At 48.3% G+C, this 21,143-nt stretch carries 10 protein-coding genes; 1 reads left to right on the top strand and 9 read right to left on the bottom strand.

Features of this window, described 5'->3' with window-relative positions:
* Positions 1 to 12: 12 nt before the first annotated feature.
* Complete coding sequence (locus CHI14_RS22470) at positions 13 to 789, bottom strand: ABC transporter permease (RefSeq protein WP_095291474.1); 777 nt, start codon at positions 787 to 789, stop codon at positions 13 to 15.
* A gap of 122 nt (positions 790 to 911) precedes the next feature.
* Between CHI14_RS22470 and CHI14_RS22465 the strand changes: the two genes are divergently transcribed.
* On the top strand, positions 912 to 3,377 hold the full coding sequence (locus tag CHI14_RS22465; protein WP_095291472.1) for an O-antigen ligase family protein: 2,466 nt from the start codon (positions 912 to 914) through the stop codon (positions 3,375 to 3,377).
* A 90-nt stretch (positions 3,378 to 3,467) separates the two neighbouring features.
* Here the strand turns inward: CHI14_RS22465 and galU are convergent, their stop codons facing one another.
* From galU to uvrB, 8 genes are all read right to left on the bottom strand, one after another.
* Positions 3,468 to 4,346, bottom strand: coding sequence for a UTP--glucose-1-phosphate uridylyltransferase GalU (gene galU / locus CHI14_RS22460; protein WP_095291471.1), 879 nt, complete (start codon positions 4,344 to 4,346; stop codon positions 3,468 to 3,470).
* A 298-nt stretch (positions 4,347 to 4,644) separates the two neighbouring features.
* Positions 4,645 to 8,430, bottom strand: a complete 3,786-nt coding sequence (locus CHI14_RS22455) for a DEAD/DEAH box helicase (protein ID WP_170948236.1) — start codon at positions 8,428 to 8,430, stop codon at positions 4,645 to 4,647.
* Positions 8,431 to 8,602: 172 nt separating this feature from the next.
* Complete coding sequence (locus CHI14_RS22450) at positions 8,603 to 11,116, bottom strand: U32 family peptidase (RefSeq protein ID WP_095291466.1); 2,514 nt, start codon at positions 11,114 to 11,116, stop codon at positions 8,603 to 8,605.
* Between the two features lie 312 nt (positions 11,117 to 11,428).
* Entirely contained in the window at positions 11,429 to 13,327 is a 1,899-nt protein-coding gene (locus CHI14_RS22445; RefSeq protein WP_095291464.1) for a stalk domain-containing protein, read from the bottom strand.
* A 42-nt stretch (positions 13,328 to 13,369) separates the two neighbouring features.
* Positions 13,370 to 14,536, bottom strand: coding sequence for a S1C family serine protease (locus tag CHI14_RS22440; RefSeq protein WP_170948235.1), 1,167 nt, complete (start codon positions 14,534 to 14,536; stop codon positions 13,370 to 13,372).
* A gap of 261 nt (positions 14,537 to 14,797) precedes the next feature.
* Positions 14,798 to 15,007: a DUF2759 family protein gene (locus tag CHI14_RS22435; protein WP_095291462.1), complete on the bottom strand. Its 210-nt coding sequence runs from the start codon at positions 15,005 to 15,007 to the stop codon at positions 14,798 to 14,800.
* A gap of 443 nt (positions 15,008 to 15,450) precedes the next feature.
* Positions 15,451 to 18,309, bottom strand: a complete 2,859-nt coding sequence (gene uvrA / locus CHI14_RS22430) for an excinuclease ABC subunit UvrA (protein ID WP_095291460.1) — start codon at positions 18,307 to 18,309, stop codon at positions 15,451 to 15,453.
* 744 nt (positions 18,310 to 19,053) lie between these two features.
* The gene (uvrB, locus tag CHI14_RS22420; RefSeq protein WP_095291456.1) at positions 19,054 to 21,045 is read right to left on the bottom strand and encodes an excinuclease ABC subunit UvrB; all 1,992 of its coding nucleotides are present in this window, start codon (positions 21,043 to 21,045) and stop codon (positions 19,054 to 19,056) included.
* Positions 21,046 to 21,143 lie beyond the last annotated feature (98 nt).

Raw genomic sequence — 21,143 nt, 5'->3', positions numbered from 1 at the left:
CCTATAAAGAATTCATAAATAAAATATGAATCTATCTTGTTTTTTATAAAAAACAAATAATCCGATAATAAAATATAAAGCAGCATAAATAAGAGAAATAGTTAATTGATGTGCAGAAAAATTATGACCATACATTAGAACATCTCTAAACATTCCTACTAATGGATATAATGGATTAATCTCTATCAACCATTGATATTTATCAGGTATTATATCAGCTGGATAAAATATAGGTGTCATATACATAAGAATAGTTAAAATTACTGTGTATAAATGACCTACATCTCTAAAAAAAACGGTACCTACTGATAAGAGCAACCCCACACCAGCGGACAATATTAACATTAAAAACAAAGGAACTACAATCAACAAATTAAATATTGAAAATTGCATATCAGTTATAAACATAACCAAGAAAATTGGAACTAAGGAAACCAAAGAAGTCAAGAAAGAAGAACACACTCGTGATAATGGAAAAAAGTACTTTGGGATATATACCTTTTTTATTAATTGACCGTTTACGTGTATAGAATTCATTGCAAAGCTAGTTGCCTCAGAAAAGAATGAATACATGAGTCTTCCAGATAAAACATACACAGGGAAATTTGATATATTATTTTTAAAAATTCCCGAAAAAACAATTGTAAGCACAGTCATCATCAGGAGAGGATTTAAAAAACTCCAAAGCAGACCTAAATACGAGTTCCTATATTTTAGTTTTATATCTTTTTTTACTAGCTCGATAAACAAGTCTTTATATTTCAAAAAATTCCGAATTTGCTGATACATATTTACTCCTTTTTGTTGTACACATTAATAAATAGAAATGCGAGTACTCTTCACAAAACTAGCCCCTGTTTCTGCAGTATGCTAAAATATTGTCGTATCTATAAGAAAAGGAGAATCAAACCTTGTCGAATCCAGTATACGGTAAACAAAAGAAGACGTCGAGCAAGACAAGCAGCGGCTCAACCTCGCCGCTGTTGTGGACGTTGACAATAGGACTCATCTTATTTTTACTCTGGTCCTCATTTCAAGTTGCTTTATTTAACGGACAATTACTTCAATTTGAAGGCCCCATTTATTGGGCACTAGTAATCACAAGCCTCCTCTTCATTGTCTGGGCTGTAGTTTACTACAAAAACATCTCACTAGAATCCCAACAAGATTGGCTCAAGTTACTCGTTTTACTACTGCCACTTACCTACATACTGTCGCTTATTAGTGCAGCATCGCATTACTTGGCAAGCAACATGATTCTAATCCAGTGCATCTATGCCATGCTCTTCGTCATAACGATGCACCTGCTCCAGAAAAAACAAATTAATCATATCATACAATCTTCCTTAATAGGAATTGCATATGTAATTGTCGGATATGGTCTATTGAATTGGTTTGGTGCATTCAACTTCGCCGGTAAACTGGTCGGCTGGTTCTCTTCAGGCGTAGTCAATGGGGTATATAATCAAGCGATCTGGAACGATGCAAACGGTCCACGGCTTGCTTCTGTATTCCAGTACCCGAATACATACGCAGCCTTCTTGATGGCATTTCTGTTCATTAGCATCTTTAGCCTGATCCGCACCAAAAAGGTGTATAAACAGTTGGTCCACGGATTCATGCTTGTTCCTATCTTACTGTCTCTGTTGCTGACACTTTCGCGGACAGGTCTTGTGATGATGCCTATCGTGTTCGTGATCATCCTGTTGCTACTTAAACCAGCAAAACAGATTCTATGGTTTATATATCTTGCTATATCGGGAATAGCTACGATTGCTATCCTGAATCCGGTCAATACCGCCGGACTCGAATTACAGAAACAGTTCTCGACCGGACTTGCAACTAAAGGTTGGATCTATCTGATTACCGCATCCATCGTTGTAGCGATTATCAACTGGTTGATCCAACGTTGGATCGCTCCAAAGCTTGAAGCCAAGTTCCAAGCTTGGGGTAAACGTAAAGGCGCAAGCCTCTGGATCCCGCTTGGCTCAGTGCTCCTCGCCATTATCGCAGCAGTGCTGCTGTTGGGTACCAGCGTTCGCAACATTTTGCCGGACAGCATCAGTACGCGTCTGGAAAACATTAACTTCCAGCAACACAGTGTTCTGGAGCGACTCACTTTCTACAAAGATGCCGCCAAGGTTATTGCGGATTATCCTTTGATTGGTGCTGGCGGTGGCGCTTGGACTGCACTTTACGAAAAATATCAAAATAATCCATACGTCAGTGCCCAGGCACATAACTTCTTCATGCAGTATCTGGTAGAAGTCGGAATCATCGGATTTATTATTTTCATGGCATTCATACTGTATATTTTCTATCATTTCGTTCGCAGCTACTTGCGTAGAGATGAAAGTGAAAGAGAGTCGCACTTTGTATTTTTCATTATGTCCATGACCATTCTGGTATTGAGTCTTCTCGATTTCAACATGAGTTACGTCTTCATCGGCATGCTGGTGTTTATCGGGTTTGGAGGAATGGCGGCAGCGATCGAACCACGGCCGGTTCAACGTTTGAAGGTAAGCCCATCGGCAGCACGAGGAATCTATACTGCAATCGCCGGAGTTTCAATCATCATACTATTGATCGTATCCGTCCGCTTCTTGCAAGCAAATCAATATGCGAATGCAGCTAAAGAAGTAGCACAAACTAGCCAATCTTTTGAAGAAATTAAGACTGCATTGGACAAGGACTTGACCATACGTAGCACACACTCTGACTCCCTGTTGACCCTAGCTTCACTGTACCAGCAAGGTTTCCAACAGACACAAGATGAGCAGTTCTATACAGCAGGCTTAGAACTGCTGCAAAAAGGACTACAAGCAGAGCCGTACAACAAAAGTATGGTTAAACAGCTAATCCAACTTTATGAGCTTAAAGGTGATACTGAACAAGCCTATGCTCTTCAAAAGGAATATGCTAACAACTATATCTGGAATATGGATTGGTACGAAACTCTAATCAGCAGTTCGTTTGATCTAGGATATCAAGCACTTGGACAAGGCGATATGGCTCAGAAAGAATCCTACTTCACTTCAGGTCTGGATGCTTACCAGCATGTTGTTGATGGCGTAGAGCACCTAAAGACTCTTCCTGAAGGGCAACTTCAAGGACAGCCATTCGAGCTTACTCCAACAATGATTCTGAATGCAGGAAAAATGAAATACATGTCAAATGATTCTGCCGGAGCTGTAACGATTCTTAAGGGTGGAATTGCAGAGGATTTGAGCGATGCTACCAACCGTGAAATTGCTCGTTGGTATCTTGCGGCTCTGACGAAAGACGGACAACAAGATCAAGCGGTGTATGATAAGCTCATTGCTGTTGTACCTAATGAAGCTGACGAGATTAAACAGATTGCTGAACTGAACTTCTAATTAATAAACATGTCCCAAGTTAGATCAAAGCAAAAAGGTTTACCCTCCTGAGGGTAAACCTTTTTTTGTATATAAAATTATAAGTTAACATTAGTTCGACGCCACAATCTTCTTCAGATAATTCAACAAATCTTCCCGCAGATCGTCATGCTGAAGTGCATAATGAATCGTTGTCTCAATAAAACCCAACTTCTCTCCCACGTCATGACGAAGGCCTTCAAAATGATAGGCCAATATTCTTCTCTGCTCATTCAGACGTGATAACGCATCAGTCAGCTGAATTTCCCCACCGACACCTGCGGATTGTTGACCGAGAATCTCAAAAATATCCGGTGTTAGAATATATCGTCCCATAATAGCAAGATTCGAAGGAGCATCTTCAGGTTTCGGCTTTTCAACCAAACGTTTAGAGCGGAATACTCGGTCATTGGTTTTCAAGATTTGTTCGCCATCCACAATACCGTATCGGGAAACTTCTTTCCAATCCACGGGCTGAACACCAACGATTGGAGACTGGTACTCATCATAAACTTCCATCATCTGCTGAAGACACGGCTTGTTCGCCTCAACGATATCATCCCCGAGAAGCACAGCGAAGGGTTCGTCTCCAATAAATTTGCGTGCACACCAAATTGCATGGCCCAGTCCTTTGGGTTCCTTTTGACGAATATAGTGGATATCTGCCATTTCAGAGGACTTGCGTACTTCATTTAATAGATCCCATTTCTGTTTATCAACCAGATTTTGCTCCAATTCAAAAGAATAATCAAAATGGTCCTCAATGGCCCGCTTGCCTTTACCGGTCACGATTATAATATCCTCAATACCTGAGGCTACAGCCTCTTCGATAATGTATTGAATTGTTGGCTTGTCAACAATAGGTAGCATTTCCTTAGGCATTGCTTTGGTTGCTGGCAAAAAACGAGTTCCCAGACCAGCAGCCGGAATAATAGCTTTACGAATTCTCATGATTTAACTCTCCCTCTTTATAGAGTAGATGATATGTATATGTATTCTTTCATTTCTCAAAAGTGCAAAATTGCAAAAAATACATTAATCATCAGGCTATGTAACCTAAAATAGTTAATTATAATATATCAGATATATAAATGCATGTTTTGTATTTTCAAGATGATTTTACTAGTATACTTTTCATACTATACTAAACAGGTTACACTTCTCGCTTATATCAATCTTCTTTTCTAATAAAAAGTAGGGTGATACAAGTCAACAAACTGTACCACCCTATTCCACCAAAACATCTTTCTTATACCATCAGCAGCTCCCGAATATCCTGCTCGGATAAGGTTGTTGATCCCCCATCTCCTGGTTCGATCACTTCAGCGATCAGATCCTTCTTCCGCTGCTGCAGTTCCAGTATCTTCTCTTCGATCGTTCCTTCCGTAATCAAACGGATAACCTGAACGACTTGCTTCTGCCCCATCCGATGGGCGCGACCAATGGCCTGTTCCTCCACAGCGGGGTTCCACCACAGATCATATAATATTACGGTATCTGCACCCGTTAAGTTCAGTCCGGTACCGCCAGCTTTCATTGAGATCAGGAATAGCTCGCCTTCCCCCTCATTGAATCTGCGGCACATGTCGACACGGCTCTGAGTCGGTGTCTGCCCATCCAGATAGAACAGATTCCTGCCCTGCGCAGCCAGCGTCTGCCGAATCAGGTTCAGCATGCTTGCAAACTGGGAGAAGATCAGAATTCGTTTGCCTGCTGCCAGACAATCCTGAACCGTTTCGAGCAGTTGCTCCATCTTCCCGGAATCTCCCTGATAGCCCTCCACAAACAGAGCCGGGTGACAGCACAGCTGGCGTAAACGGGTGATACCTGCGAGTATTTTGATCCGATTCTTCTGAAAACCGTCCTCTTCCATATCCTTGGATGTCTCATCCTGAAGCTGGGAGAGGTAGGCAGCATACAGTTTCTTCTGCTCCACCGTTAGCTCAGAGCGCTGTACCGTCTCAATGCGATCCGGCAATTCCTCCAGCACGTCCTTCTTCAGGCGGCGGAGAATGAACGGACGGACCATCCGGGCAATGCGCTCAGGCGGCAGATCACGGAATCTGCGATAGCTTGGGAAAAGACCCGGGAAAATTGCTTCAAAGATCGACCACAGCTCATCCAGCGAGTTCTCTACAGGCGTCCCTGTGAGCGCAAAGCGTCGCGGGGCCTGAATCTGCTTGACGGCCTGAGCCGTCTGAGAGGAAGAATTTTTGATCGCCTGAGCCTCGTCCAGGATAAGCGTATGAAATGTTCTCCCCAGATACATGTCCAGATCTCGACGCAGCAATGGATACGACGTTACGATGACATCCGCCTGATTCATGTCTGCGAGCATGTTGGCGCGTTCTTCCTTTTGTCCTGCAGCGATAAGAACGCGTAAATGCGGGGCAAAGCGCGCAAATTCATTCGCCCAGTTGTAGGTCAACGATGCGGGCGCAACCACAAGCACGGGAGGATGGGCTGCCTGGCTTCGGGTGGTTAATCCATCCTGTAATGTACCAGAGGCAGTAAAGAGGCTCCCAACCCCCTCCAAAGAAGCCTCACTCCATGGCAATCCGGTTACAGGATCAATCCCTGAATAAGCAGGCTCTGAAGCACCCTCTCGCAGTATCCCATTTTTCCCGTAACGATCTGATCTTCCAACATCTCCGTCTAAAATCGGGTTCTCACTTAGTTCAGCCGTGATATACGCGATACTTTGCAACGTTTTGCCAAGTCCCATATCATCTGCCAGGATCCCGCCAAAACGATAATAAGCGAGTGTGCGCAGCCACTGATATCCACTGGCCTGATAATCCCGCAGCACCGGAGCGAGTCCATTCGGCAGTGCAAAATCCATCCGCTCGGGATCACGAAGGTCATCCAGGAAACGCTTCAGGGAACCTCCCCACTTCACATGACCGGAAACCTCCTCCCGACCCGGCAGCTGTAACGCTCGAACGGCTGGCAGCCGAATGTGGCTGCCTTTGATATCGTCCGCTCCCAGTCCCAGCGAATCCGCCATGTGGGCGAAGCTGTCTGCTCCTTCATTTTCAAGCGATAGAAAGACACCGCTGCGCAAGCGGAAATACGGTTTCTTTTCCACAATGCTGCGCATGATCTCCTGAAGTTCCTGCTCGTTCACGCCTTCCATTTCAAACGAAATCTCCAGCCAGTCCAGGCCTTTCCCGAGATCTGCCCGAACTTTAGGAGGTGTCGGATAGGATTGCATTATGGCCTTTACGGCATTCGGGACATAGATGTCCACCTGCTTCTCCAATTCGGGCACCAAATGATACATTACATCATAGATGGCATCTTCACGTTCACTTGCCCACACGCTGCCTTCCCGTTCCAGGAAGGAACGATCCAGTCGCTCAATCAGGTTCCGCTCGGCATGACGGTCACGCACCAGAATAACCTTTTTCTCTTCTTCATCGATCAGATACTCCGCCAGCGGGTTAATCACCATTACACCATAATCAAACTCCAGACGCGCAGTGATCCGTTCCCGGTAAAAATCAATATAGAGCTTCGGCGCAAGCTCCGGCTCTGCAATTCGTTCACGCACCTGGGCGTCGATCGACAGATGTCCAAGCGTACGGAGTTCCGGCACCACATGCTGTACGAACTCATCGACTTGCTGAGAGGAAATATCGATGCTTTCCTTAATTCCATACGAAGTGAGCGCCCTGCTCAAGTCTTCCAGACTGCGCATCTGCATCGGCTCCAGCATATGAAGTTGTCCTTCGACCACAGCAGCATCATAAGCCGGAAGAAGAATCAACTCGCGTAATCCCGAGATCTCGAGCTGGTACCCCTCATTGTCCCCCTGGGCAATCCGATAAAACAGAGGCAGTGCCCCTTCACCCAACGTGAGCGGTCCGTTCGCGAGTCCCGTACCTTCCATCCGGCTGTCGGCCTGAAGCAGCAATTCCAGCAGCGGTTTCCACACCAGCGGCGCAATCAATATATCCCGGCCATCCGAAGCCCCCAGATAACCCGAGATGGATTCACGATACGCTTCCTCGCTCTGCCTCATACGAATCAGCATGGATAGAATTTCCTGATCCTGAGGGCTGAAATAATGCATCGAAGGGTCATAGAAAAACAGTTTGGTAAACGACATCGGCTCGCCCTTCTCGACGCAGTTCAGGAATTGCTTCACCTTTTGCACCACGTATAGCCGCTTACTTCCGACCTTAAGCTCCAGTGCGAGCTTGGCTCCCCCTTTGTGAACCTGAACAAGCTTGCATATAAACTGAACCTGAAGCTCTTCCCGCAGCGAGGAGCGGGTCACAGGTGCTGTATATTTACGTTCACCCGCATGTAATGGACTGCGTTCCTTGGCAAAGATGGACAGAATCTGGTCGGCCGTGCGATACGAAGGCTTGTCTGCCGAACGTCCCCAGCCTGGGGCTGAACTTGGACGGCCTGCCTGGGCAAAATGGGCAACCGGTTGATGATCTGCATCAGCAGCGGGATTAAACCCTGAAGCCGAGAAGCCATTCTTTTGTGCAAAAGAATGAGATGTTGTACTCGTACTGGACTCCGTATACCGTTTTGTACTTGGACCTTCGTGTCGTTCCGGATTGTCATCCCTAGGCGAGTCTAAGATTGAAGAAGAGTTGGGACGCTCCCACTCCTTCTCTTCCACCAACGTACCTACCCTGGAAGCGGAGCCTTTACCGGACCCAGAAGGATTCCCTGAAGAAGGTTTGGATGACTCCTGAGATATACTGGTACCGGCAGCCTTAAGCTCCTGCTGCTCACCCCATTCATGAATCGCCAGCAGAACTGCAGCGACATGTTTGCAATAGTCATAATACCGGCCATCGCCTGGACAAGTGCAGCCTGCCTCAACTTCCCCTTTTTCGTCCAAATCCACCTTCACCTGATATCGCTCTGTGCCTCGCACCATGGCTTCATAATGACGCTGATCGTCACTAACAACCAGATTGCTCACCCTACCGGACTGGTTATAGGCTTCCCCTCGTTTGAATGCCGTGACCCCGCACAGCAATTTGATATCCATCATGGTGAATGGCGCCACGTATTTCGCCTCCTTATGCATTCTGACGGGTATGAATAACTTTCAAACCACTGTCCCTTTTACAGAAAAAACCCCAAGAGCTCCGTAAAGCAGAGATTGGGGTTGCTTCATGCTTGTAAACTGTCGCTTGCTATTATGCTTGCCGTCCTAATAAATGTAACCTACGATCCGTTTATTTCACCAATTGACCGCGTGTAACGCCCAGTTGGTTGGTTGCTTTCAATGTTTTCCACACTTGTGTACCGCTGATCTCGCCGCGCAGTGCACGGTTGTACAGATCAATAACCTCCATAACCTGCTCCGGCGTCTCTTCCAGGAACTCTACGCGGTAACGGGATACACCCAGGTCCATGAAGTTGGTCAGATACTCGGCACCCGACTGTTCCACTGCGTTATAAACGGTATTACGGCAGCCTTCATCCACACGTACCGGGTGGGACATGCCAATCCGGTCTTGCAGGGATGCACGCTGTTCTTCACAAGGGCGTCCACAGTTCGTATAATCCGTTCCTTCACTCATAAACGTACAGTACACGCAGTGCTCTGTATGGAACATCGGCAGATGCTGATGGATAACCACTTCAGTCTGGCTTGTACGGGAGTTACCCAACAGATCGACCATTTGTTGAATGTTCAGGTCATAAGATGGTGTGATCCAGTCACATCCTGCTTCCAGGAACAGTTCAACAGCCTTATGATTGGCGATGTTCAATGAGAAGTCACCGATCAGTTCCGGATGATTCGCATCCGGGTTCTCCATCCGGTGGCGCAGGTAGAAGTACAGCGCACCTGTATTACGTACCAGCACAGCGTCCGGCTTCAGACGCAGGATGTTGTTGTGGTATCCGTTCTCGCCCGGCATGTGAATGCGCGGCGTTGCCAGGGCAATCTTGCGGCCAGCGGCATGCACGGCTTCCACAGCAGCCGGGAACTGCTTGATAAACTCGAAGTCGGCGTAGATCATGCCGACACCCGCTTCCAGCGCTGCCTCGACTTGAGGCAGGCTGCGGCAGAGCGCGGTCAGCTCCGCTTGACCGCGAGCCACTGGCGATGCCGGTTTAACCGCATCGCCGTAAACTTCTACCGCCCGTTTCACGTAGACGGGCGGTTTAGGGCGCTCGCCCGCGAGCTGTTCCACCGCCTGACGGCGAATGTTATTCAGCTCGCGCATCGGGATGATGACATCACCGTGCAGGTTGACGTCAAGCTCTTCCAGCTGGAACACGGTGCCGCCCAGACGTCCGAATTGCTCCTCGAGCAATTCATAGGTCATTGGACGCTTCTGGGCAATGTCCAGTTCCATCTCGGAATCAATCCGGACGGTCGTGCCCTTCTGCACGTCTGTCCACCAAGTGCTGAGCGGCTGCCCAGGGCTGCCGATGACTTTTACTTTTACCGGGAATACACGGTATGGCTTCTCGGTCTCGAAGCTCTGACGCAGACGTTTGTCCAGCGCAGGGTCATTCGTTTTCCACACTTTGTCGCCAACCTTCACGCGGCGCAGATCCACGTCACTGCGGCCTGGCACGATGTCCACGATCCAGCCTTCACCGGCTTCGCCTTCGATTTTCACACCTTTGCGACGTACATCGTATACCCGTCCGCCTTCTTCCTTCTGTGTTGGGTCACCAGCGTCAAACACAATGCCGTCTCCACGCTTCACAGGTGCGTCCAGCTTCAACACAACACCGTCACGCAGAACTTGATCCACGCGTCCGAGGTAGACACCACGGCTTTTCGGGAATGTACCATCAACCAGCTGTTTGTTATTCGTACCGTCCAGGAAACCATGTGTGAAGCCGCGGGAGAAGCTTTGCTGCAGTTCACGGATTTCTTCCTTGCTTGGTGGCGTATTGTCACCGTCGAAGTAACGGTCAATTGCTTTGCGGTATTTGCTGACCACGTTAGCCACGTATTCCGGAGTTTTGAGACGTCCTTCGATCTTGAAGGACGTTACGCCTGCTTCGATCAATTCTGGCATCAGGTCAATTGCAGCCAGATCCTTCGGAGACAGCAGGTATGCGACATCACCCATCGGCTTATGCTCACCGTCGATCATCAAGTCATATGGCAGACGGCAAGCCTGTGCACATTCACCACGGTTCGCAGAACGTCCGCCCCACATCTCGGAGGTCAGACATTGTCCTGAATACGATACACACAGTGCACCATGCACGAATACTTCCATTGGGAGTTTCGCCTGTTCACCAATCTTCTGAATTTGCTTCAGGTTGTTCTCCCGTCCAAGAACGACACGCTCCATATCAAACGGCTTCGTAAACTCAACCGCTTCCGGTGATGTAATCGTCATTTGAGTGGAACCGTGAATCGGGAAATCCGGTGAGATCTCGCGAATCAGTTTCACTAAGCCCAAATCCTGTACGATCACGGCATCCACGCCAGCATCGACACATGCGTCGATCAGTTCCTTGGCATCCGTCAATTCATTTTCAAAAATCAATATATTAAAAGTCAAGAACCCTTTTACGCCATAACTGTGCAAAAACGCCATAATCTCTGGCAGTTCTTCCATGCGGAAATTGTTCGCGCGTGCCCGTGCATTAAACTTTTCGACTCCGAAGAAAATCGCATCCGCGCCGTTGGCCACCGCCGAACGCATACAATCCCAGTCACCTGCAGGTGCCAGAAGCTCGACGTCTTCTCTTCGTAATGTTGCTGTTTTCATGTAGATCCTCCCCATAACCGGCCTTCGCCGGATTTCATCCCTGTTTCCTCATACGTCTAGCCTGTACCTTCATCCCGTACGCCTGCAATGTCACTGTATCGCTATATCTATACATTATGTCTGTATTGCCTGATTCCCAAGCCTACAGTCATCTTTATTTATCAGATCAGCAGTCATAACTCCTGAACTAAGATATTGTACCACTTCTGCAGTCAGTCTTCTACGCTTTCCTGAAAAAACCGTTTACCATTTTCATTTCCATCTCACAACGAAAAAAACCGGAAGGTCTCAGCCCCTCCGGCATTAACTTTATTATTTTGTAAAAGTAAATGATTTCACGGCTTTTTCCAGCGCTGCGTTCTGCACATCCGTTTTGTTGGCATCATTCAGTCCTGTCGTAATCGTATACGTCATTCCATTCTGTTCAAAAACAATCTGCTGCCCGGTATACGGCACGCCATTGTCCAGTTCATGATACGTGAAGGAGAACGCTGGAACACCAGCAATGGTCGTTTCCCCACTGTTCAGCAGCTTGAAGTTTTTCCGCGTTTTCGCAGCTTCCTCATAAGCTTCTCTCAGCTGGCTAACCGTCATTTCGACCGATTGATCCTCGTTCACGCCAATGGAGAACTGGCCACCTGTGAACGTATAAACAACGGGAGAATACTCGAATCGGTCATTATACGCCGTCCAGTAACGCGGAATGTCGACGCTATAATGGTACCGTTTGGACGTGCGTGTTAAAGTCTTCGTTTTATCGGTCAAATACGGATCTTCATCCAGTTGTCCGAAGTTATCGGAGACGGTAGCAAAATCAATCACCACACTATTCATCACACGCTCAAACCATTCCCGATCCTGAGTCTGCTCCTCAGGGAATGTGTATTCGGCGTAATAGCGATAACCGTTCTTCTGCAAAAGTACATCGAACTCGGTCTGCCATCCGTCACCGAAGTTATAACGGAACTCATTGACCTCCGCCGTTTCGCCGGAAACATCAATGGTATACGAACGAATCGGTTCATAACTTTCAGGTGTGAACGTTTCTCGCATCCACTTGTCCAGTTGACCGCTCCAGTCTTTTACGGTTGCCCCAGCTGGCGCTGAGGTCACTCGCATTTGCAGAAACGCGCCATCCTTGGACTCATAAGTCATCTGAGTATTATCCATGGACCAACCAGCCGGGACACTCAGTTCGATGCCATAATCGTCATTCCATGCAGAACGCATGCCATTATCGACGGTGGACAGATCCTTGATGGTCCGGTCTGATTGCACGTAGGTAGGCTGGAATGAGTTGAGGAACGCAGCACGTTTGTTCAGATCCTTGTAGTTCAGTGCATCGTAATCCGCCAGGTAAACGTCATATTGACGACCATTATTAATGTACTGGCGCATCTCCCATAACATGCCGTCCATATCTTTAACCACGATTCGAGCATATGGCGTTTTGCCTTTGGCAACGGATTCCCGGTCCAGCACTGTATCCCCCGACTGCTTGGCCTCCTGAACGAGCTGCTGCAGCATGTCATCCGAATCCAGAGCCACATCCTGATCGCTAACATACACCTCAAGGTAGTAGCTGCTGTCCGCCGAGCCAAACGTCATCATCCGCTCCTGCTCACCTGTTTGCAAAACCATCAGATCTGCCGGGTAATTAATGGACCAGCCGTAATAGCTGTTGCCGATTCTCGTTTTGCCTGCGTCAAGATCGATACCGCCCTCATCTTCATCCACGGATTCATCTGTTTGCAATAATCGAATGACCACTTCCCCAGAACTGCTTGGGGCGAGTGTCGCCCCAATGCCGGCAGCTACCGGACGAAGGGGGACCATAAGCACGCCATTCACCATTTTGGGAGCGGCACCCATTTCCTTTTTGACCCCATCCACCCAGGCAATGGAGCTGCCAATCGTTAAGGTGATGGTATGCGGACCTTCCTTCACTTTGACAACATCATTTTTCTCGAGCCGAATTTCGCTGCCAAACGCCTTCTTGAACACACCAACAGGCACCATCGTCACACCCTTAACCTTATACGGTTTGGCGATCGCTTGCTTGCTGCCGTTGATGTAGGCGCTCTTGCTTCCCGCTTGGATCCGCAGTTCGTTCGTCGTATATTCCGCTGCCCATACAGGCATTACAGCACCCATGGTCAGCATCCCGGTCAACACCCCTGTGCTAAGCACACGTAAAAATGACTTCTTCATTCCGTTCCATCGTCCTCTCTGATCCGGGTCGTTCACCGGGCTTTATTGTTCTTCATCTACCGGAAACAGCTCTGCATCCTCCTCTTGGATATCTGCACGATCCGCAAGCACCAAAGTACGTGTGACGATATCACCATCGGATTGCATCAGCAGTTTCACCTTTTGCCCGGGTACATATTTCTTGAGCAGCTCATTAATATCCACAACGGAAGAGACACGCGTACCTGCTACGCTGTATAACACGTCTCCTTCCTGGATCTTGGCTTTCTTCGCTTCACTGGACAGCACACCCGTGATCGTGAGCGGATCGTCCGTAGGCAGACCCACAATTGCAGACCAGCTCTCTTCGAGCTGCAGACCGAGGCTTGACCGTTTGATTTTGCCGTATTCAAAAAACTGATTGATAATATATTGAACGGTATCCACTGGAATCGAAAATCCCATATTCTCGACACCCACCGCTGAAAACTTCATGGAATTAATGCCAACAACCTCCCCCTTGAGGTTAACGAGCGGTCCTCCGCTGTTCCCCGGGTTAATGGCTGTATCCGTTTGAATCAAACGATAGGTTGCCTCCACTCCGCGGTTCAGGCCACTAATGACACCAACGGTTGCCGAATTTCGCAGGGAGAAGGAGATGGGTGTACCAATAGCGACAACTGTCTCGCCGACTGAGGTTTGAGAAGCTTTGGCGAACGTCGCCGGTTTAAGCGATTTGGCATTAATTTTGATCAGCGCCAGATCACTAAGTGGATCACTGTATGTTTTCGTAATTTTATATGTATTACCATCGGTCGTCACAACCAAGGCGTTGCTTAATCCATCCACCACATGTGCGTTGGTCACAATCCAGCCATTGGAGCGTATAATCACACCGGTCCCATGAGCCAGGTTATAGCGGTCTGTCGTGACCCCTTCCTGCCCTGCATCCGCTTTGCCAATGATACCAACAACAGATGGTGACACCTTCTCGATTACTTTAGGAATAGCTTCATTCCCCTTATACTGATAGGTTCCCGTTTTTGCATCATACTGGCCATTCCCACCGATGGACTTGACCAGATCAGCTGCACTGACATACACTTGTCCGTCGACGACCTTTGCCTTCATGCCAGCTGTCGATTCCGCCGCCCCCGCCGTAGACGCAACACTCACCCCGAGTACAGCAGCCATACACACCGTCATGCATTTTTTCCCCAACGATCTCATCTTTTCACCTAACCCTCTCCATATATCCTCCGTTATGCGACCATCCTAGTATCCAATTCTATGGATTTCTTGTCTCTATCATCTGCTATACCGGTATCCTCCAATTTATCATACATATTCTTCCTGTACAAATGTTTTCAGTCCTACTTTTACTCGTAATAACATTGCTTCACACATGCCCATCAAGCACACAAAAAAACACCTTCCGCCATTTACCTGGAAAGTGTTTTGTCTGTTTCCTCTTACTATTTTCTGAACACCCTAACTAAACCAGTTCTTAATCATTGCATAGTCCGTCATTAGGAAGACAAGCAGACTGACTACTGCAAATCCGATCGCAAACAGATTCTTCTTCGGTGCTCGAAGAAGACGAACCACACCAATAAAAATAATGATTGTAAACAGAATGACAAAAATATCAAATGCATTAAAATTGGATGTACTCGCCGTGGCAGCTTCTGCAAACAGCATGGATAGACAGACCCCCCTCACCATAGTTGAACAGCTAACGCATACCCTAATATCTTCCTCTATGTTATCTGTCCCCTGCTAGTAATGCAAGCCCTATCATCCAGAAAAATGAAAAAAATCCAGTTCGAACTCGGGTTACTGTAATGCCTGCCCTACCTCATATGTAAACACTTTCAATGAAATAACTATTATGCTAACTTCAGTGAAAAAAGGAATAACCCCTCTTTTGAATGGAGCAAGGCACTCATCGGAAAATAAATACCTCGCCCTTCATCAAAAGAAGGGTTATAGAATTTAGAGATATCCACCCTAGTTAGCTAGTCAACAATTTACCTTTTGGCCCAGCTTGGCGCCAGGACTCAGACAAGTAAATGATATTTGAATCAAGTAGGGTGGATGGTCTCTAATGTTTCATTTAATTCCAACGAACCATATTGTGCTACCTACTCCGTCAATTGCAGCGTCTTGCTTCGTTCCGTATCGCGTTCCAATACCGGTTTAAGGTACCTGCCTGTATACGAAGCTTCCACCTTAATAATATCCTCTGGTGTCCCTGTCGCCACGATCGTTCCGCCGCCGCTACCACCTTCAGGACCCAGATCCACGATATAATCAGCGGTTTTGATAACATCGAGATTATGCTCGATTACGAGTACCGATTCACCGGAATCCACCAGACGGTGGAGCACATTAAGCAGACGATCAATATCATCGACATGCAGACCTGTTGTAGGCTCGTCCAGAATGTAGATTGTTTTGCCTGTACTTCGACGATACAACTCGGAAGCTAGCTTCACACGCTGTGCTTCACCACCAGACAAGGTCGTTGCAGGTTGACCAAGGTTAATATAACCCAGACCTACATCAAGCAATGTCTGCATTTTGCGATGAATCTTCGGAATGTTCTCGAAAAATTGTGTAGCATCTTCAACTGTCATTTCGAGTACATCCGCAATATTTTTGTTTTTATATTTCACTTCAAGGGTTTCCCGGTTGTACCGTTTCCCTTTGCAGACTTCACAAGGGACGTAGACATCGGGCAGGAAGTGCATCTCGATCTTGATAATCCCATCCCCACGGCAAGCTTCACAGCGTCCACCCTTGATATTAAAGCTAAACCGGCCCTTTTTGTAACCACGGACTTTTGCTTCATTCGTCTGTGCAAACAGATCCCGGATATCATCAAAGACACCGGTGTACGTAGCCGGGTTGGAACGCGGTGTACGGCCGATTGGCGACTGGTCGATATCGATGACTTTATCAATATGTTCCAGACCCCGGATCTCTTTGTGCTGGCCGGGACGCACACGTGCACGGTTCAGATCCCGTGCGAGCGTTTTGTACAGAATTTCATTAATCAGTGTCGATTTACCTGATCCGGATACCCCAGTGACTGCAGTAAATACACCCACCGGAATTTTAACATTCAGGTTCTTCAGGTTATTTTCCTTCGCCCCCCGCACTTCCAGCCAGCGATCTCCTACGCTGCGGCGTTCCGTCCGTACAGGAATGAACTTGCGTCCGCTCAGGTACTGCCCCGTCAGCGAGTTCTCGTCATTCATGATCTCTTCCGGTGTACCTTGTGACATGACGGTACCGCCATGAATACCCGCGCCTGGGCCGATGTCGATAATGTAGTCGGCTGCCAGCATCGTGTCTTCATCATGCTCCACGACAATCAGCGTGTTGCCGATATCCCGCATGTGAGCAAGTGTGGAAATCAAACGATCATTATCCCGTTGATGTAGACCGATACTTGGCTCATCGAGAATGTACAGCACGCCCATCAGACTGGAACCAATCTGGGTCGCGAGACGAATCCGCTGGGCTTCACCACCGGACAATGTTCCGGCAGCACGGCTCAAGGTCAGATAATCCAGACCGACATTGACCAGGAAGCCAAGACGGCTGTTAATTTCCTTCAGAATCAGTTTAGCAATGGCTTGTTCCTTCTCGCTAAGCTGCAGCGATTCGAAGAAACGTCCAGCTTCCCCGATGGACAGGCCAGTCACATATGCCATGTTGTGGTCGTTGATGGTAACAGCCAAGCTTTCCCGTTTCAATCGGTGCCCTTTGCAGGTACCACAAGGCTTCGCACTCATGTAACCTTCAATAAACTCCCGGATCCCCTCGGATGCCGTCTCACGATAGCGGCGTTCCAGGTTGTTGACGATCCCTTCAAAGGTCACCATGGCTTCCTTGCGCTGCCCAAAATCATTCTCGTAACGGAAACGGACCTTCTCCGAACCTGTACCATTCAACAGCTTGTTCATCTGATCCGCTGGCAGATCCTCTACAGGCACATCCTGTGGAATGTTGAAGTGCTCGCATACTGACTTCAGGAACTGCGGATAATACGTGGACGTACCGCCTGTCCAGGCATCAAACGCGCCTTCTTCAATCGTTTTGCTGCGATCCGGAACGAGCAGATCCGGGTCTACGATCATTTTCACGCCGAGTCCATCACAATCAGGGCAAGCTCCAAACGGACTGTTGAAGGAAAACATCCGTGGCGCGAGCTCTTCAATACTGAACCCACACACCGGGCAAGCAAAATTGGAACTGAAGCGCAGTTCTTCCTCACCCATAATGTCTACCAGCAGTTGTCCTCCCGAGAGATTAAGTGCGGTCTCAATGGAATCCGCCAGGCGGGCCTGTACATCTTCCTTCACCACGATCCGGTCTACGACCACTTCAATGGTATGTTTTTTATTTTTCTCCAACTGAATATCTTCAGATAAATCACGAATTTCTCCGTTTACCCGCACACGGACGAAGCCTTGTTTGGATACATCGGCAAATACACTTTTGTGCTCACCCTTACGGCCAGAGATAATCGGTGCCAAAATCTGCAACCGGGTGCGTTCTGGGTACTGCATTACGCGGTCTACCATCTGCTCTACGGTCTGGGATGTAATCTCCACACCATGATCCGGACAGTGAGGATGTCCCACACGCGCAAACAGCAAACGCAGGTAGTCATAGATCTCCGTAACCGTTCCTACCGTGGAACGCGGGTTGCGGCTTGTTGTTTTTTGGTCGATGGAAATGGCCGGTGACAGGCCCTCGATCGAGTCGACATCCGGTTTTTCCATCTGTCCGAGAAACTGGCGTGCATAAGCAGATAATGATTCCACATAACGCCGCTGTCCTTCGGCATAAATCGTATCAAAAGCCAGCGAGGACTTGCCTGAGCCACTCAGACCGGTCAATACGACAAAACGGTCACGCGGGATGGTAATATCAATGTTCTTTAGGTTGTGCGCTCGCGCACCTTTAATGACAATGTTCTCGCTCGCCAATGGTTATCCATCCTCTCAATAATGTAATCCAACCTTTTTAAGGCTTTTCGATCCCACCCAAACCCTCCCTTCCAAGGGAGGGCCCCATAGGGCGCAGCCCTCTGGACACCCGAAACAGGCTGTGCTTGGTGTGGGGTCGGGTCTTGCTATGTGAAGGTATGTCGTGTGCCCGCAGCTTCTTCCAGGATTCCGGCCTGCTGCCGGTCTCTTGGAAGGCTGCTCTACTGCGAGAGGGGCTCACGGCCCTGCCTCGTTCGCGGTAGGTCGCCATTGCCTTTGGCTCGGCTCCACTGAACACCAAGACGCTCACGGCTCCGCCTCGCTCGCGGTAAGTCGCCATTGCCTTCGGCTCGGCTCCACTAAACACCAAGACGCTCACGGCTCCGCCTCGCTCGTGGTAAGTCGCCATTGCCTTCGGCTCGGCTCCATTGAACACCAAGACGCTCTCGGCTCCGCCTCGTTCGCGGTAGGTCGCCATCGCCTTTGGCTCGGCTCCACTGAACACCAAGCGCTCACGGCTCCGCCTCGCTCGCGGTAGGTCGCCATTGCCTTTGGCTCGGCTCCCCTCTACACGACTTCCAAATGCTTTCCTATAAACCTTTTAACCAATTTCAACATTTCTATCAGTATAGACCTGATTCCAGGTTTTCAACATGACTAATTATCGGTCATTCCTTGCCGGTTCTTTACTCAACAAGAGAACGGCCAACTGGCCGTTCTCTTGTTGCATATCTATTTATCAATTTACTCCGCTCGCAGCTCCAGCAACGCATCACGAAGCTCTGCTGCACGCTCAAACTGCAGGTTCTTCGCGGCGTCTTTCATCTCAGCCTCAAGACGCTGAATAAGCGACTGACGCTCCTTCTTCGACATCTTCTCGGCAGCGCCTGTAAGATACTCGTTCTTGGATTCGGCAACCTTGGTTGCCTCGATTACATCACGCACTTTTTTGCGGATCGTCTGTGGCGTAATTCCATGCTTCTCGTTATATGCTATTTGAATTTCACGACGGCGTTCGGTCTCTTTTATTGCTTTATCCATCGAATCGGTTACTTTATCACCGTACAAAATAACCTTACCGTCGCTGTTCCGTGCCGCCCGGCCGATCGTTTGAATCAGGGAGCGTTCGGAACGAAGGAAACCTTCCTTGTCGGCATCCAGGATGGCAACAAGTGAAACCTCCGGTAAATCCAGACCTTCTCTGAGCAAGTTGATCCCGATAAGCACATGGAATGTTCCCAGCCTCAAATCACGCAGAATTGCCATACGTTCCAATGTCTTGATCTCAGAGTGCAGATAGCGCACCTTGATTCCGATTTCCTTCAGATAATCGGTTAAGTCCTCGGACATTTTCTTCGTCAGCGTTGTAATAAGCACACGTTCGTCCTTGGCAATCCGGTCGTTAATCTCGCCGATCAAGTCATCGATCTGTCCCTTCGTTGGGCGAAGTTCGATAACCGGATCAAGCAGACCGGTTGGACGAATGATCTGCTGCACCATCGTATCCGTATGCTCAATCTCATACGGTCCTGGCGTTGCCGAGACATAGATGATCTGGTTCATCTTCTCTTCAAACTCTTCGAATTTCAGCGGACGGTTATCCAGTGCAGACGGCAGACGAAATCCGTGATCCACCAGAACGGTCTTCCGAGCCTGGTCACCGTTGTACATGGCACGGATCTGCGGCAGGGTCACGTGGGACTCATCGACCACGATCAGCATGTCGTCCGGGAAATAATCCAGGAGCGTGTAAGGCGTATCACCGCGTTCACGGAATGTCAGCGGACCTGAATAGTTCTCAATCCCCGAACAGAAGCCGACTTCCTTCATCATCTCGATATCATAACGTGTACGCTGCTCCAGTCGCTGCGCCTCCAGCAATTTGCCTTGTTCGCGCAGCACTTCAAGCCGCTCTTCCAGTTCACGCTCAATGTTGACAAGTGCAACCCGCATCGTTTCTTCTTGGGTTACGAAGTGAGATGCCGGGAAAATGGCAATATGATCGCGCTCACCAATCAGTTCTCCGGTTAACACATCAATTTCCGTAATCTTCTCGATCTCGTCTCCGAAGAGCTCTACCCGAATCGCATGTTCACCCTTGGATGCCGGGAAAATCTCTACGACATCGCCACGCACACGGAATGTTCCCCGTACGAAGTTGATGTCATTCCGCTGATACTGAATCTCGACCAATCGGGACAAGATTTGATTACGCGGCTTCTCCATCCCTACGCGCAGTGACAGCAACATGCTGGAGTAGTCATGCGGAGATCCCAGACCGTAGATACAGGACACACTCGCTACAATAATGACATCACGCCGTTCAAACAGCGAACTGGTCGCGGCGTGACGCAGCTTGTCAATTTCCTCGTTGATGCTGGAGTCCTTCTCGATATACGTATCGGAAGACGGAATATATGCTTCTGGCTGATAGTAATCGTAGTAACTGACAAAATACTCAACCATGTTGTTTGGAAAGAATTCCTTGAATTCACTCGCAAGCTGTGCTGCCAACGTTTTATTGTGGGCAATAATCAGCGTGGGACGTTGCAGCTTGGCAATCGTCTGCGCAATTGTGAAGGTCTTACCCGTTCCCGTTGCACCCAGCAGCGTCTGATATCTTTTCCCTTCCTGAACACCCTGCACCAGTTCTTCAATGGCGGCAGGCTGGTCACCTTGGGGAGAAAACTCGGACTCGATCTCGAACGTTTTGTCGCTCATTATAATATCGCTCATTGCCGTATCTCACCCTATCGTCTAAAATAATAGTCACTATATATTGTCGAAGTTCCCCGAATTTTCATATGGGAAAACTTATAGTAATAGGAATATTT

It is taken from the genome of Paenibacillus sp. 7516, from assembly GCF_002272715.1.
Lineage (GTDB): Bacteria > Bacillota > Bacilli > Paenibacillales > Paenibacillaceae > Paenibacillus > Paenibacillus illinoisensis_A.
The sequence above is the reverse complement of the archived record's forward strand: the minus strand, read 5'-3'. Positions and strand labels throughout refer to the sequence as shown.